Annotated in this window: 15 protein-coding genes; 5 read left to right on the top strand and 10 right to left on the bottom strand. The window is 65.5% G+C overall.

Going from position 1 to position 15,254, the window contains the following annotated elements; genetic code table 11:
* Complete coding sequence (locus GTP77_RS14345) at positions 1 to 438, bottom strand: Mpo1 family 2-hydroxy fatty acid dioxygenase (RefSeq protein WP_161072837.1); 438 nt, start codon at positions 436 to 438, stop codon at positions 1 to 3.
* A 77-nt stretch (positions 439 to 515) separates the two neighbouring features.
* On the opposite strand from GTP77_RS14345, the gene GTP77_RS14340 reads away from it, so the two are divergent.
* Positions 516 to 1,010: a DNA-deoxyinosine glycosylase gene (locus GTP77_RS14340; protein ID WP_161072836.1), complete on the top strand. Its 495-nt coding sequence runs from the start codon at positions 516 to 518 to the stop codon at positions 1,008 to 1,010.
* Between the two features lie 70 nt (positions 1,011 to 1,080).
* On the opposite strand, the gene GTP77_RS14335 is transcribed toward GTP77_RS14340, so the two are convergent.
* Together GTP77_RS14335 and GTP77_RS14330 are read right to left on the bottom strand one after the other, a co-directional pair.
* Entirely contained in the window at positions 1,081 to 2,148 is a 1,068-nt protein-coding gene (locus GTP77_RS14335) for an SRPBCC domain-containing protein (RefSeq protein ID WP_161072835.1), read from the bottom strand.
* Positions 2,145 to 2,501 (bottom strand): ArsR/SmtB family transcription factor, encoded by a 357-nt coding sequence (locus GTP77_RS14330; RefSeq protein ID WP_161072834.1) that lies wholly within the window; start codon positions 2,499 to 2,501, stop codon positions 2,145 to 2,147. The genes GTP77_RS14335 and GTP77_RS14330 overlap by 4 nt, the downstream gene beginning before the upstream one ends.
* A gap of 90 nt (positions 2,502 to 2,591) precedes the next feature.
* On the opposite strand from GTP77_RS14330, the gene GTP77_RS14325 reads away from it, so the two are divergent.
* Positions 2,592 to 3,938, top strand: coding sequence for an MBL fold metallo-hydrolase (locus GTP77_RS14325; protein ID WP_161072833.1), 1,347 nt, complete (start codon positions 2,592 to 2,594; stop codon positions 3,936 to 3,938).
* Here GTP77_RS14325 and GTP77_RS14320 read toward each other — a convergent pair.
* A complete protein-coding gene (locus GTP77_RS14320; RefSeq protein ID WP_161072832.1) occupies positions 3,915 to 4,640 on the bottom strand; it encodes a hypothetical protein in 726 nt (241 codons plus the stop codon). The two genes, GTP77_RS14325 and GTP77_RS14320, sit on opposite strands and share 24 nt — an antisense overlap.
* A 374-nt stretch (positions 4,641 to 5,014) precedes the next feature.
* On the opposite strand from GTP77_RS14320, the gene infA reads away from it, so the two are divergent.
* A complete protein-coding gene (gene infA, locus GTP77_RS14315; protein WP_161072831.1) occupies positions 5,015 to 5,278 on the top strand; it encodes a translation initiation factor IF-1 in 264 nt (87 codons plus the stop codon).
* 27 nt (positions 5,279 to 5,305) lie between these two features.
* On the opposite strand, the gene GTP77_RS14310 is transcribed toward infA, so the two are convergent.
* The 4 genes from GTP77_RS14310 to GTP77_RS14295 form a co-directional block, all read right to left on the bottom strand.
* On the bottom strand, positions 5,306 to 7,249 hold the full coding sequence (locus tag GTP77_RS14310; protein WP_161072830.1) for a CocE/NonD family hydrolase: 1,944 nt from the start codon (positions 7,247 to 7,249) through the stop codon (positions 5,306 to 5,308).
* 58 nt (positions 7,250 to 7,307) lie between these two features.
* Positions 7,308 to 8,474, bottom strand: coding sequence for a tetratricopeptide repeat protein (locus tag GTP77_RS14305; RefSeq protein WP_161072829.1), 1,167 nt, complete (start codon positions 8,472 to 8,474; stop codon positions 7,308 to 7,310).
* Positions 8,475 to 8,564: 90 nt separating this feature from the next.
* On the bottom strand, positions 8,565 to 9,755 hold the full coding sequence (locus GTP77_RS14300) for a DUF2863 family protein (protein WP_161072828.1): 1,191 nt from the start codon (positions 9,753 to 9,755) through the stop codon (positions 8,565 to 8,567).
* Positions 9,756 to 9,774: 19 nt separating this feature from the next.
* Positions 9,775 to 10,641, bottom strand: a complete 867-nt coding sequence (locus tag GTP77_RS14295; RefSeq protein ID WP_161072827.1) for an HDOD domain-containing protein — start codon at positions 10,639 to 10,641, stop codon at positions 9,775 to 9,777.
* Between the two features lie 153 nt (positions 10,642 to 10,794).
* On the opposite strand from GTP77_RS14295, the gene GTP77_RS14290 reads away from it, so the two are divergent.
* Entirely contained in the window at positions 10,795 to 11,361 is a 567-nt protein-coding gene (locus GTP77_RS14290) for a DNA-3-methyladenine glycosylase (protein WP_161072826.1), read from the top strand.
* A gap of 97 nt (positions 11,362 to 11,458) precedes the next feature.
* Here GTP77_RS14290 and GTP77_RS14285 read toward each other — a convergent pair whose 3' ends face one another.
* Positions 11,459 to 13,147: a methyl-accepting chemotaxis protein gene (locus tag GTP77_RS14285; protein WP_161072825.1), complete on the bottom strand. Its 1,689-nt coding sequence runs from the start codon at positions 13,145 to 13,147 to the stop codon at positions 11,459 to 11,461.
* A 15-nt stretch (positions 13,148 to 13,162) separates the two neighbouring features.
* Positions 13,163 to 13,624 carry a cache domain-containing protein gene (locus GTP77_RS14280; protein WP_161072824.1) on the bottom strand — a complete coding sequence of 154 codons (462 nt, stop codon included), beginning with the start codon at positions 13,622 to 13,624 and terminating at the stop codon, positions 13,163 to 13,165.
* A gap of 226 nt (positions 13,625 to 13,850) precedes the next feature.
* Between GTP77_RS14280 and GTP77_RS14275 the strand changes: the two genes are divergently transcribed.
* Positions 13,851 to 15,248 (top strand): KamA family radical SAM protein, encoded by a 1,398-nt coding sequence (locus GTP77_RS14275; RefSeq protein WP_161072823.1) that lies wholly within the window; start codon positions 13,851 to 13,853, stop codon positions 15,246 to 15,248.
* The last annotated feature ends 6 nt before the right edge of the window (positions 15,249 to 15,254 follow it).

Here is a 15,254-nt window from a genome sequence, read left to right as displayed (position 1 = left end):
TCAGTAAGCCAATTTCAGGCGGCGGTACAGGAAGCCCAGCACGAACAGCGGGCCGATCAGCAGGAAGCGCACATCGTCGAAAAAGGACGGTTTTTTGCCCTCGATCTTGTGGCCGATGAACTGGCCGATCCAGGCCAGCACGAAGATGGCGACCGACAGCGGCAGGATGGCCGGCGGCGGCAGCACCGACAGCACGCCCAGCATCAGCAGCGACATCACCAGCATGCCGGCGGCGAAGGGGATGGACAGGCGCACATAATACGCCAGCGACAGCAGCACCACGCCCAGCGCTGCCATGGGTTGCAGGCTCCAGATCAGGCCCAGCAGGGAAAACACGATGGCGGGCACACACACGAAATGGATGATCTCGTTGGTGTGGTTCAGATGGCTTTCGCTATACTTGGCCAGCAGGACATCGATGGGACGCGGTTCACTCATGCTCAGAATCTCCAGCATTGTTATTGTTCAGTACTACCGTTCGATTCTACACTGTAAGCCCGCCCTCACAAGACGTCATGACGAACAAACAAGAAACCCTGGCGCTGGCCGGCTTGGCCCCGGTAATCGACGTCCGCACGCGCATCCTGATACTGGGGAGTTTCCCGGGCGCCGCCTCGCTGGCGGCGCAGCAATACTACGCCCACCCGCGCAACGCGCTGTGGCCCATCCTGTCGGCGCTGACGGGGGAGGATCTGGCCGGGCTGCCATACGCCAAGCGCCTGCCGCGCCTGCTGGCGCACGGTTTCGGCCTGTGGGATGTATTGGGCGCCTGCGAGCGCGAAGGCAGCCTGGATTCCGCCATCCGTAAGCCCGCCGCCAACGACTTCGCCCGGCTGCGCGAGCTGTGCCCATTGCTGGAAACGGTCGGCTTCAACGGCCAGACTTCAGGCAAGTTCGCGCCGCAGTTTGCCGCCGAAGGCTACCGCACGTTGGTGTTGCCCTCGACGTCGCCCGCCCATGCTTCGCTAACGCTGGTACAAAAGCTGGAGCATTGGAAACTGTTGCTCTGAGTTGTACTAACAAGGATCGCAGCCCTTTTTCAAGGAGTCCAACCATGCAAGTGCCAGCTGCAAGCCAGGGCTAATCCGCTGCCGCGAAATGCGCCATCTGGTCCGCGTGGGCTTTGAGGAAAGCGGGGCGGGCGGTGGCGCGGGCGACGTAGGCGCGGCAGGCGGGATAGTCGGCCAGGCCGTCGAAACGGTCCACCAGGCGCAGCACGTCGGCCATCACGATGTCGGCGATGGAGAAGGGGCCGGCCAGCCATTCGCGCTTGGCCAGCAGCGGCTCAAGGTGCGCGAGCCGGGATTTCTTGAGGAAGCTGTCCATCATGTTCCAGCCCGGCGTGCCGTCATTGTTGCCCGAGAATTGCAGGAGGGACCACGGCAGGCTGGCCATCTCGACCGAATTGAGGGCGGCGAACAGCCACTCCAGGGTCTCGGCGCGGCCGCGCGGGCCGGCCGGCAGCAGCGCCTCGCTGCGTTCGCCCAGGTGCAGCAGGATGGCGCCGGTTTCGAAGATGGAGAGGTCGCCGTCGGTCAGCCACGGTACCTGGCCGAAGGGCTGGTGCGAGAAGTGATCGGCATTCCTGTCGCTGAAGGGCACGCTCTGCACGCGGTAGGGCAGCCCTGCCTCTTCCAGCGCCCAGCGCACGCGGATGTCGCGCACGAAGCCCCTCGGCATTTCGGGCACCCAGTCGAAGGTGACGAGGACCAGCGGCTTGGCGGCCAGGTCAGCAAGCAGTTCGAACGCCAGCGTCCATCCCTGCGTATGTTCGGCGCAGGCCACCTGGCCGGGCAGGCGCTCGTGCGTGAGCACGATCTCGGTGCCGGCGCTGGCGACGTTGAACTCCACCGTCACCAGCGTTTCGCTGTGCTGCGTGGCGTCGGAAATCCAGGTGAAGCTGAGTTTCCGGTTGCGCTCGATCTGGCGGTACACGCCATGGTGGCGCAGGGGCTTGTCCGGGTAGTGCATCAGCACCTCGAAGGCGCCGCCCACGCGCGCATCCACGCTGGCGGTGCTCAGCGCGGTTGTGCCGGGATGCATCCATTGCGCGAGGCTGTCCGGGTCCAGCCAGGCGTCGAACAGCTCGTCGACGGTGGCGGCGATGGTGCGTTTGACCACGATGGTGCTGCTGTCTGCTTGGTTCATTGCGTGCTCCCGGGTTTGTCGGTGCTGCGTTTTTTGAGTACAAAGTCTTCCAGCGCGGCCAGGCGGCCTTCCCAGAAGCGGCGGTAGAACGCCATCCACTCGGCGGCTTCCGCCATCGGTGCGGCGTTCAGCGACAGCACATGCTCGCGGCCCTGCACCCTGCGCGTGACCAGTCCTGCGCGTTCGAGGATGCGGATGTGCTTGGAGGTGGAATTAAGCGAAATCGGAAATGCGCTCGCCAGCTCCGTCACGCGCGCGTCGGACTGCGCCAGCCGCGCCAGGATGGCGCGCCGCGTGCCGTCGGACACTGCCGCGAACAGTTCATCTAGCTGATTTGTTTTATATTCACCCATAAGGGTTAATATAGGCGCGCAAGAATTCGGCGTCAAGCGGTTTTGTGCGGTGCGCGAGGCTGTAGAATGCCGCCAACTGAGGAGGGTGGCATGCTGAAAATTTCGAGAATACTGCACGCGGGCTATGTGTTCGAGTGCGAGGGCGCGCAGATCGCGTTCGACACCATCTTCGAGAATCCCTTCAGCCGCAACTGCCACGCCTTCCCGGACGTGCGCTTCGACCACGAGCAGATCCGGCGCCAGAAATTCGCCGCCGTGTTCATCTCGCACTTCCACGACGACCACTGTTCGCTGGAGAGCCTGGACCTGCTGGACCGCGCCACGCCGCTGTACATCTACTGCATCTTCGACGAGCTGTTCGACATGGTGCGCCAGCTCGGCTTCACCAATGTGCAGCAGCTGCGGCTGAACGTGCCGGTGCACATCGGCCCGTTCGAGGTGGTCCCGCGCGAGGCGATGGATGCGGATGTGGATTCCATGTTCCAGGTGAAGGCGGCCGGCATGAATGTGCTCAACGTGGTCGACTCGTGGATAGACGAGACCACGCTGGCCCAGCTGGCGCAGGAAGGCCCGTGGGACATGGTGCTGTGGCCGTTCCAGACCATGCGCGAGATCGAAGTCCTGCAGCCGTCGCGCAGCAGCGCCGCGCCGCCGGAGCTGCCCGAGGAGTGGATCGCGCAGCTGAAGGTGCTCAACCCGCGCTACGTGGTGCCGAGTTCCTGCCAGTTCCTGCAGGAGCCCTGGTCCTGGTACAACCGCGCCTTCTTCCCCATCAGCTACCGCCAGTTCACGCGGGAGGTGGGCGAGGCGCTGCCGCAGGCGCAGGTGGTGCGGCTCAATCCTTCGGTGTCCGTGCTGCTGGACGCGGCCTCGCTGACGGCCGCGCCGCCGCTGCCGTGGATTGCGCCGATGGGCGAGCAGGACGTGGACTACCAGTATGAAGGCAACGCCGCGCCGCCCGCCACGGCCGACATCGCGCGCCATTTCGCGCCGCTCACGGCGGAGCAGCACGCGCGGGTGATGGATTACTGCCGGGTGGGGCTGCTGGAAAAATACGGCGATGTGGAAGCGTCGTCCGAATACTTTGATCAGCCGCGCATCTGGCAGCTATCGGTCTACGGGCATGATGGCCAGTGCGCGCAGTTCCGCTACCGGCTGCAGGCGGACGGCGCGGCCCTGGCCGGCGGCAGCGCGGGGCCGCTGGGCTGGACCACGGAGATCCCGGCGGCCAAGCTGTACGCCGCGCTGGAGCTGGGCGAATCGCTGACGTCCATGTATATGCGCATCAACGACGCCGTGTTCGATGCCGCCACCGAGCAGGACCTGGCGGAGGCGGACGCGGTCGACGACCCCCTGATACGCTGCCTGTTCAGCGATACCTTCGGCGCCTACCAGGCCGCCCAGCTGCGCCGCCTACTTGCCCAGCAAGGCCAGTGACTGTTCCCAGTCGCCGCTCCAGTCGTACAGGAAGTCGTGCGATTTGAAGGCGCGCTTCAGGGAGCCGATCGGCACGCCGTACACGTCGTGCAGGCCGAGCGCCAGCGTGACCGGGTTCCACACGGCGTTGCGCTTGGACTTCCTGGCGCTGGCTTTCACGCGCGCGCCGTCGTCGCCGAAGATGCCGATGGCGCCGTCCAGCGCCTTGTCCATATCCAGCTTGGCCAGGCGCCCGAACGCGGCCAGCACCTCGGCCTTGGGAATGCCGAACTGCGATTCGCGCGCGCTCTCCACCTTGGGCGGCTTGGCCGCTTCCTCGGCCTCGTGCTTGATACGCCCGGCCAGCTTCTCCACTTCCTTCTTCAGGAAGCGCAGTTCGTGCAAGGCGCGGCGGAAGCCCGGCTCCGGCAGCCGCGTGACGATTTTGTAGGCGTCCTTGGTGATGGTGATGAGCACGTCCTCGCTGCCGGCCGCCAGGCGCTGCGTGTCGCCTTCGTAGAAGATCGGCGCGGCGTAGCCGCCGTTGGCGTCGCCGAACAGCTCGGGGAAGGCGGCGTCGTAGTCCAGCCACACGTAGGGGGTGAGTCCGTGCCCGATCAGCCGCGCCAGCGTCCATGGGGTGGCGGTCTGCTGCGCCAGCCAGGCGCAGGCTTCGGCGGTGGTGGCCCGGAAGGGCAGTTCGGTGGTGCTGGAGGGATCCATGATTTTTTCTGAGAAATAGTTTTGTGCGCCGCACAAATGTGTGATACACTCGTGTCTTCGGTGGAGTTCTGAACCCCGCCGCCCCCTACGGGACAGCCGGTGCCGCATGTGTAAAGCAGTGAAGCTCATCAGGCCGGAGGGGATTGTAGTTCAAGATACGATAGTCGGTTTACACATTGGAGGCACTATGCAGATAGCATGGGCGTCCGAAGCTCCGGCACCGCGCAGATAGCACGGGCCAAGCAGCGATTGTAGCATTATTGGCAATACATTGAAACGAAGCCCGCAGCAAGCGGGCTTTTTTTTTCCTACCTCCCGTCCTCCCCCCGTTGGTCCCCGAATTGGCGCAGCAGCGCCCACACAGGAGTAAATGCATGGCTAAAGAAGAACTGATCGAAATGAGTGGCGTGGTGTCCGAAGCGCTGCCGGAACTGCGTTTCCGCGTGGACCTGGACAACGGCCACAAGCTGATCGCCTACACCTCGGGCAAAATGCAAAAGAACCACATCCGCATTCTGGCGGGTGACAAGGTGACGCTGGAACTGTCGCCGTACGACCTGACCAAGGGCCGTATTATTTTCCGCCATATCGAAAAACGCGGCCCGGCGCCGACGCAGAGCTTTCCGCGCCGCCGCTAAGCCGCCAAGCTTCACCGTAACGCCCTGTTACGGCATTACCTGCAGCGCGATACCCGACGCCATGCCTGGCGCGTGGTAGACGCGCTGCGTGGCTTTCTTGAAGTCCTCCGGCTTCGCGCGCGGAATCTCCATGAAGGTTTGCGGGTTCAGGTCCACCAGCGGGAACCATGAACTCTGCACCTGCACCATGATGCGGTGGCCGCGCCGGAAGGTGTGGTTCACTTCGCCGATGCTGTAGTCCAGCGCTTCCACTTTCCCCGGTACGAAAGGCTCTGCCTTTTCAAAACTGCGGCGGAACTTTCCGCGCAGCGGATTGCCGCGCACCAGCTGCTGGTAGCCGGCCATATTCACCTGCGGCGGCCCCACGTCGTGCTCCTCGTCCTTGCCCGCCTCCTGCTTCGGATAGTCGTCCGGATACACGTCGATCAGCTTCACCACCCAGTCCGCGTCGGTGCCGCTGGTGGACACGAACAGCTTGGGCGACACCGTGCCCGCCACCGTCACATCCTCCTCCAGCACGTCGCTGCGGTACACCAGCACGTCCGGCCGCGAGGCGGCGAAGCGCTGGTCCGACACCATGTATTCCTTGGGCACGCCGGTGGCCGGGTAGCCGATATACGGCACCGGCTTGGCCGGATCGCTCACATATTCGTCGTAGCCCGCGCCGGTGGCGGCGGCCGGCTGCTGCCAGCCCAGCGTGCCGTTGGCGCCGAAGTACAGCGTGCGCGCCTTGGCCTGCTGCGGCGGCCAGGCGCTGTAGCTGCGCCACACATTGCTGCCGGTTTCGAACACGCGCACATTGGCCGGGGCCGGGCCTTTTTCGTCCTTCAGGTGCTGCTCGAAGAAGGGCAGCAGGATCTGCTGGCGGTAGTATTCCGAGGTCTTGGCGTCGAAGCGCACATGGCCCAGGCGCTTGCCCTCGTCGGCCGCCCAGCCGCCATGCACCCACGGTCCGATCACCAGGCCGTTGTAGATGGCCGGGTTGTTGCGCTTGATGGACTGGTAGGTGGTGAACGGGCCTTGCGGGTCTTCCGCGTCGAACCAGCCGCCGACGGTGAGCACGGCGGCGCGCACATTCTTCAGGTGCGGCGCGATATTGCGGCTTTGCCAGAAGGCGTCGTAGGTGCTGTGCTCCACGTTCGGCCAGAACAGCGCGCGCTGCTTGTCCGTCATGGTGGCGCCGATTTTTTCCAGCGTGCGGTGCTTGAGGAAGAAGTCGTAGCTGTCGCTGCCGCCGTAGTCGAAATCGGTCCAGGTGGCCGGCAGCGGCGTGGGGTTCGGTTCCTCGGTGAAGGCGGCGTAGAAGTCGAAATTGGCGGCCAGCATGAAGGCGCCGCCGTGGTAGGAGTCGTCGTTCATGTACAGGTCCGTCACCGGCGCCTGCGGCGAGGCGGCCTTGATGGCCGGGTGCGAATCGATGATGCTGGCCGAGGTGTAGAAGCCCGGATACGAAATGCCGTGGATGCCGACCTTGCCGTTGTTGTTGGGGACGTTCTTCAGCAGCCATTCCACGGTGTCGTGCATGTCCTGGCTCTCATTGCCTTCGCCCGGCTTGCGGCCGGGATTGACGTGCGGCGTCATCTCCTGCCATTTGCCTTCGGACATGAAGCGGCCGCGCACGTCCTGCTTGACGAAGATATAGCCGCTGGTCTCGAACTCGCGCGACGGCCCCACGTGCTTGGGATAGAAGTCCACGCCGTAGCGCAGCTTCTCGTCCACGGTCACGCCGGCGCTGTAGGGCGTGCGCTGCACCAGGAAGGGATAGCGTTTGGACGTGTCCTTGGGCACGTAGACGGCGGTGAACAGGCGCACGCCGTCGCGCATGGGGATGCGGTATTCGTATTTGGTGTAGTGCTCGCGCACCGAGTATTCGTCGGGGGCGGCGGCCGGCGCAGGAGCGGCGGCTGCACTGCCGAAAGCCAGCAGCAGGCCGAGGGCCAGGGCGGAGAGGGGGGAGCGCAATGCGGTCATGGGCGTTTACGTGGTCTGGACTAAGCCAGACAGTGTAACCCGCCCCTGACCTGCCTTGTCAATTTGAATAGGCGTTGCGCTGGCGTTCCTGGAAGCGCAGCTTGTCCAGCTTGGCCGCATACAGCTCGTGGTCGTTGCGCGTGGTGCTGTTGTCGCGCGCCAGCTTCATGTGCTTGTCGGCCGTGGCCAGGTCGCCCAGCTGATAGGACGCCACCGCCAGCCAGAAGTGGAACTCGTGGTAGTAGGGGGCGCGGTCCACTTCGCGCGCGAACAGCTTGCGCGCCTTTTTATAGTCGCCTTCCTTCATGGCCTGCTGGCCAAGATTGAAGAAATGGAAGGGCGGATAGGGTTCCAGCCGCGCCAGCTCTTCGCGCATGGCGGCCGCTTCGAGCGGGCGGCCCAGGCCGTCGAGCACCTGGACCAGGTTGAACATGGCGACGGTGTTATTGGGCTGCAGCACATGCGCGTAGCGCAGCGCCGCTTCGGCCTGCTGCAGGTTGCCGTGGTGCTGGTAGACGATGGCCAGCGTGTTGTAGGGACTGAAGAAAGTGGGGTCGGCCTCGGCCGCCTTGCGCGCCCACCAGTAGGCCCGGTTCAGTTCGCGGCGCGACAGCGATTCGGCGGCGCGGTTGTTCATGAACATGGAAATAATGCGCCGTTCCGATATTTCCTTCGTCACCAGGTTCCTGGTGTCGGCGGGCGGCTCGAAGTCCACCACCATGTACTGGTTGGGTTCCACGCTTTGCACGTCCAGCATGCGCGGCTTGCCCAGCACCAGGTTGACGTGGCCGCTGGCGAAATACAGATTGCCGCTGCGGCTCCAGGATTCCTCGGTCGTGACGGCCTGGAACTGCACCGTCATATCCATCTCGCGCGCCATGGCCGCCGTCATCACCACCAGCGACAGGCAGTTGCCTTGCCGCGCCGCGAAGGTCTGCGCGGCGTTGCGCGTCATGGTGGAGTCGTATTCCAGCTGCAGCAGGTCGCGCTTGTACAGCGCATCGAACAGCACCAGCTGCGGCTCGCGCTTGGCGCGCGAGTTGATCAGCGAGTGCGCATATTTCTTCATCTCGTCCGTGAGGGCGAAAATCTGGTCGGGGCCGATATCGGCGTCGGGCTGGCCGAATAGCTGGTCGTGGAACAGCTGCGGAGGCGGGGGCGGCGGCGCCAGGGAGGCGCAGCCGGCAAGCAGCACGGACAGGAACAGGGCAGCAAAGCGTTTCATGGCACACCTCCATGAAACAAGTATCCTCGGCTGCATTGTGACTGTCAAACAGCAATTATGCGGCGGCGCGTCATGGCCGCGCAGGGCGGATCAGCCCAGCGGCTGGGCGTCCACCGGCTGGCCCTGGGCGTCGAAACGCTGTGCCACGGACACCGCGTGCAGGCCTATGGTGGCCAGCGCGTCGGCGATATTGTCCACTTCCAGCTGCAGGTCGCAGCCGAGGTCGATCGGCTGGTCGCAGGACAGCAGCGGCGCCGCGCCGGGCGCGCTGTACAGGTTTACGCGCAGCACCATGCTGCCGCGCACGTCGGCCGGGGCGATCACGGCGCTGGCGCCGGGATGCGCTTCCAGCGCCCGGCCCAGCTTGGCCATGGTGTCCAGCAGCGCGTATTCGGACTGCGCCTGTTCCTTGGCGCCGTAGAACAGGTCCTGGTACAGGAAGTTCAGCTCCAGCGGACGCGCGCCGGCCAGGCAGCGCTGCACCAGCGGCGCGGCGTCCACCGTCCACTGGCGGTAGCGCTCCATGCGCGCGGCGTAGTAGTCGTCCTGTTCCTGCTCGCCTTCCGGCGCCAGGTAGAACGGGTCGTCGGCGCGCTTCATGGCAAAGCCCAGCAGGAAGCGCAGCTCCAGCGCCGTGTCGTCCGCGCCGAAGGCGGTGGCGGCCCAGCCGCCCATGCTGCGCTCGAGCGCGGGCGCAGCGTGCATTTTCTTGTCCGTCATGGACGTGGTGGCTTCGCGCACCATGGCGTTGAGCTGGCTGTAGCTGACGCGGTCGATCTCGTCCAGGTCGTAGGCGTGCTGCACCAGCACCACCTTGGCCTTGGGGCTTTCCAGGCCGCCCTTGGTGAAGCTCTGCAGCAGCGCCTCGAAGGCCGCCTCGTCCTGGAATTCCTGCGCCTGCGCCAGGCCGCCCGTGCTGCGCACGAACACCGGGATGGCAAAGGCGTTGATCTCGACGTCGGGCTGGCCTTCGCGCCGCACCAGCACGGTGCCGGCCGCTTCCTCCACCGTGTCGCGCAGCAGGCGGTAGGCGTCCACGTCCTCGAAGCGGGCCAGTTCGATGGCGCTGTAGAGCAGCTCGTCCTTCTTCTGCTGCACGTATTTGCGCACCTGGCGCGGGAACTCGGCGGCCTTCTGGCGCAGCTCGGCGCTCAGCTGCTCGCTGTCTTCCTGTTCGGCCAGTTCCAGGGCGGCGGCGCACAGCGCCTCGGCCAGGAATTCTTCTTTGTCTTCGAGCGGCGTGCTGTTCTTGCGGGGGGCGGGGCGCTTATTTTTAGGCATGTGTGCGCGAAAGGCGTGTTTAGTGTTCGATGTGGAAGGTTTCGTGCAGCTCGTCGAGCAGGTCGGCGGCTTCGTCTTCGGACAGGCCGAGGTGGGCGCAGGCGATCTCGCCGCCCTTGTCCCATTCCAGCGAGCCGCTGTTGCCGTGGAAGCGCTGGATGCCCTTGTCTGCCAGCACCGACAGCGCCACCAGCGAGCGCACCGCGTCGTCGGTGGCGTCGTCCGTCATGACGGCGTAGTCGTGGTGGTGCAGGATGGCCCAGGACACGTCCGGCGACAGGCCCCAGTTGCGCGCCAGCAGGCAGCCGATGGCGGCGTGGTTGGTGCTGTGGCGGGCGTCTTCGATGGCGGTGAACTTGCGCTCGGCGTCCTGGCTGGCCAGGGCGAAAGTGTCTTTGTAGTCGGGGAAGCGCGCCATCAGCAGCGGCACGCCGATGTCGCAGAACAGGCCGAAGGTGTGGGCGATGTCCGGCGGGGCGATGCGCAGCTTGCGCGAGGTGAACACCAGCGCCTGCGCGCGGCGCGCCGAGACTTCCCAGAAGCTGTCCAGGTTGCCGTCCTTGCCGTCGATGGCCTGGCGCGCCAGCAGCCCGGTCAGCAGCGCGGCGCACTGGTTGATGCCGAGGAAGTTGATGGCCTGCTCGACCGACTTGGCCTTGCGCGCGGCGCCGAAGTAGGGCGAGTTGGCCAGCTTCAGCAGCGCGCCCGACATGCCCACGTCGTTGCCGATAATGCGGGCGATGCGGCGCGGCGACGGGTCCGCCTCGGCCAGTTCCCGTTGCAGGTCGACCAGCAGGCTGGGGCGCGGCGGTATGCGGATGGAGCGCAGCAGCGCGTCTTCTACCGTCGTTTCGATTACCGGGGCGGGGGCTGCAACTGAGGTCATGATGTTTAGGACAAAGGCGGGTCGGCGTGGATCTTCGATTATCGCTTGTTCCGCGTTGCTATAGCGCAAAATTCCAAGAAAAAAATGTAAATGCGGGCTGTTACATTGAAATATTGGCAGTTGAGCACCGCGTGGCGCGCTACCATTGCCGATATGACTACTTTCATAGCCGGGATAGATTTTAACGCACCTTCGCACGAGGTGGCGCCGCAGCTGATCGGTGTGACGGTGCTGGTGAACGGCGTGGGCGGGCGCATCGTGGAAACCGAGGCCTACGACATGAGCGAGCCGGCCGCGCACACCTACAACGGGCCGAGCGCGCGCAACGCCTCCATGTTCGGGCCGCCGGGACATGCTTATGTGTATCTGTCGCATGGCATCCACTGGTGTCTGAATTTTGTGTGCCGGGAGCCGGGGCACGGGGCCGGGGTGCTGATACGGGCCATCGAGCCGCTGGCGGGACTGGACGCGATGCGGGTGCGGCGCGGCGGCGAGGACGTGCGCATGCTGTGCTCCGGGCCTGGCAAGCTGTGCCAGGCGATGGCGGTGACGCGCGCGCACAACGGGCTGGCGCTGGCGGCGCCGCCGTTCGCGCTGCTGCCGCCCGCCGGGCCGGTGGCGCTGGCCGTGGGGCCGCGCATCGGCATCTCCAAGGCGGTGGAGCTGCCGTGGCGCTTTGGCGAGGCGGGCTCGCGGTTTCTGAGCAAGCCGTTCCGGTAAGCTGCCAACGCGCCGCATGCATGGCGGGTTACGCTGCGCTAACCCGCCCTACGCTCCCCATCATGTGGAGCCAGATCGGATCGGATCGTAGGGCGGGTTAGGGCGCAGCCCGTAACCCGCCGGCAGGGCGCCGACGCGGCACGGGAGGCACGACCGCCATGCCGCGCATCGGGCTGGCGGCTGCGCGGCGTTCACCGTGCGGCTCTGCCGGTGCCGGCGCGGGCTGTTCGGCCTCGCCGCCCTGGTCCAGCTGGAACACGCCCACCGCCTGCGACAGGTGCACCGTCTGCTCCTGCAGGCTGGCGGCCGCTGCGGCGGCCTGTTCCACCAGCGCGGCGTTTTGCTGCGTCACGTCGTCGATGCGCTCGACGGCCTGGTTCACTTCCGTGATGCCTTGCGCCTGTTCCGCGCTGGCGTCGCTGATGCGGGTGATGATGTCGTTCACCTGCCGCACCGAAGCCACGATGTCGTCCATGCTGCTGCCGGCCTGGTTCACGCAGGCGCTGCCGCTGTCTATGGTGGCCACGGACGCGGCGATCAGCGCCTTGATCTCCTTGGCCGCGCCGGCCGAGCGCTGCGCCAGCGTGCGCACTTCGGACGCCACCACCGCGAAGCCGCGCCCGGATTCGCCGGCGCGCGCCGCCTCCACCGCTGCGTTCAGCGCCAGGATATTGGTCTGGAAGGAGATGCCGTCGATGACGCCGATAATTTCGACGATCTTGCGCGAGCTGGCCCGTATCGTGTCCATGCTGTGCACCGCCTGCGCCACCGCCTCGCCGCCCTTGCTGGCCAGGCCGCTGGCGCTGGCCGCCAGGTCGCAGGCCAGGCGTGCGTTGTCGGCGTTCTGCCGTACGGCCTGGGTCAGGTTCTGCATGGCGCTGGCGGTTTCCTCCAGCGAGGCGGCCTGGCGCTCGGTGCGGTTGGACAGGTCCAGATTGCCGCTGGCGATTTCGTGCGAGGCGGTGTCGATGGCCTGCACCGCGCCCGTCACGGTGAGCAGGGTCTGGTTCAGCTTGGCGATGGTCTGGTCCAGCGCGCGCGCGGTGTCGGCGATCTCGTCGCGGCCCTCGTTGCGCCGGCCCAGCACCAGCCGGCCCGCCGCCAGCTCCCGCACCGCTTCGCCGATGGCGCGCACGTCGCGCAGCAGCGCCGCGCGCACCCGCACCGTGGCCAGCAGCGACAGCGCCACCGACAGCAGCACCAGCCCGGCCATGGTCGCGCCCAGCGCATGGAAGCCGGCGCGCGCCTCCGCGTGGGCCTGTACGCTGAGCGTCTTTTCCAGGGCGGCCAGCTTGCCCAGCTGCTCGTTGAGCAGCACGAACTGGGCCTCGGCCTTGGCCATGGAGTTGGTGGCGATGGACTGGTCCACGGCCGCGATCTCCATGGTCTCCAGCACCTGCTTGCGGTAGGCCGCCAGCGCCTGCGAGGACGCGTCGACAATGGCGCGTTCGGCCGGATCGGCCACGGCGGCCAGCGCGGCCAATTGCTTGTCCACGCCTGCGTGGCGGCCCTTGATCTGCGCGCCCAGCGCGTCCAGCCGCGCCTGGGCGAAGCTGCCGTTGATCCAGGCCAGCAGCTGGTAGATATTGGCGTGCGCCAGCCGGGCGTCGCCCATCACGCTGGCGGTGGCCTGCAGGCGCGCGGCGCGCACCTGTACCAGGTTCTCCATGGCCGTGTTCTGGCGCACCATGCCGTACCAGGCGCTGGCCGACGTGGCCACCAGCAGCACCAGCACCAGGCCGGGCGCCAGCAGCAGTTTCGGTCCTATCCGCATTTTGTTCAGCATGGCTGCCTCCAAGGCTTATTTTTTGTAGATGCCCGCTTCGAGCACCACGTCGCCCACCCTCAGGATGTAGGTGGTCTTGGGTTCGATCTTGCCGGTGGTGGGGTTTTTGTACATATAGTCGACCCAGCCCTTGCCCTTCTTCGCGGCCAGCTCGATGATCTCGCGGCGGTATTTTTTGCCGTTGGCGTCCGGCACGTCGGTCAGGTCCTTGCCGACGATGGCGGGGTTGACCGGGTGCGCCAGCACGATGCCGGTGTTTATGTCGCGCATGTCCACGTACAGCGAGCCCTGCAGGAACTCCGGATCCTTGCCGCTGATTTTTTTCATCATCTCTTCCTTGCCGTTCGCCTTCATGAAGGCGGCGCCGCGTTCGGCCATGGCGATGGCGTCTTTTTCGGTGGGTTCGCTGTTGGCCGAGGCCGCTGCCGCGGCGGCCATTCCCAGGCAGAGCAGGGCGGTGTTCATCAGTCGTTTCATGGCTTGACTCCCAGGGTTGTGTGTGTCGGATTAATTTACGCTCGGCAGGCGGAGTCCGAATTGCGATAACGCAAGCTTGCTGCAAGTCATGTCCGCGCCATGCAGATGCATCAAAGATTTCTTACTTTCTAGAAAATAGCCGGTCGCAAATTGATGTAAGGCAACGCGAATGACCGCATGAAAACTACGATGAAGTGCCGCCAACCACTTCAGACTGGAGATCGCAATGACCGCAGACGCCATGCCCGTGAAGTTCAAGCCTTACACCCGCCAGACCATCAAGCAGGCCCGCCAGTGGGAGTGGATGCCCGAGGAATTGCGCGAGGCCACGCAAGTGGTGTCGCACGTGCTGCCCTTCCGCACCAATGAATATGTGCTGGACCAGCTGATCGACTGGAACAAGGTGCCGGACGATCCTATCTACCGGCTGGTGTTCCCGCACCGCGATATGCTGCCGCCGGAGGAGTACGCCCACCTGCGCGACCTGGTGCTGGTGAAGAAGGACGACGCGGCCATCGCCAAGTATGTGCACGGCATCCGCATGCGCATGAACCCGCACCCGGCAGGGCAGATGACGCACAACGTGCCGCGCGTGAACGACGCGCCGCTGAAAGGCCTGCAGCACAAGTACAAGGAGACGGTGTTGTTCTTCCCCAGCGCGGGGCAGACCTGCCACGCCTACTGCACTTTCTGCTTCCGCTGGCCGCAGTTCGTGGGCATGGACGACATGAAGTTCGACGCCAGGGAAACCACGCAGCTGGCGGCCTATCTGCGCGAGCACAAGGAAGTGACGGACGTGCTGATCACCGGCGGCGATCCGCTCATCATGAACACGCGCTCGCTGGCCGAGTTCATCGAGCCGCTGCTGGCGCCGGATCTGGCGCACATCCAGAACATCCGCATCGGCACCAAGTCGGTGGCGTACTGGCCGCAGCGCTTCGTGTCCGACAAGGACTCGGACGACTTGCTGCGCCTGTTCGAGCGCGTGGTCGCCTCGGGCAAGAACATGGCCATCATGGGGCACTACAACCACGCGGTGGAGCTGCGCCAGGAGATTGCGCAGAAGGCCGTCAAGCGCATCGTCGGCACCGGCGCCACCTTGCGCATGCAGGGGCCGCTGATCAGGCATATCAACGAGGATCCGAAAAGCTGGGCCGAGCTGTGGACCACCGGCGTGAGGCTGGGTGCGATCCCGTACTACATGTTCGTCGAGCGCGACACCGGACCGCGCGAATACTTCCAGCTGCCGCTGGCGCGCGCGCACGAGATTTTCCAGCAGGCATACCAGATGGTGTCCGGCCTGTCGCGCACGGTGCGCGGGCCGTCGATGAGCGCCTTCCCGGGCAAGGTGGTGATAGACGGCGTGGCCACCATCGCGGGAGAGAAGGTGTTTGCCTTGCAGTTCCTGCAGGCGCGCAATGCGGACTGGGTGCGGAAGCCCTTCTACGCCAAGTACGATCCGGACGCGACGTGGATGGATGACCTGGTGCCGGCCTTCGGCAAGGACAAGTTCTTCTTCGAGGAAGGCGAGCCTGCGCCGCGCAAGATTATCCGGCTGGCGACGGCGCGCGGCGAAGCGGTGCTGCCGCCCTCGGGCTGCGGCTCGCACAGCAACGCGGCTTGACGCCAT

Origin of the sequence: Pseudoduganella aquatica, assembly GCF_009857595.1 — a bacterium.
GTDB classification, from domain to species: domain Bacteria; phylum Pseudomonadota; class Gammaproteobacteria; order Burkholderiales; family Burkholderiaceae_D; genus Rugamonas; species Rugamonas aquatica_A.
Note: the sequence above shows the minus strand (reverse complement) of the source record. Positions and strands in the feature narration are given on the sequence as shown.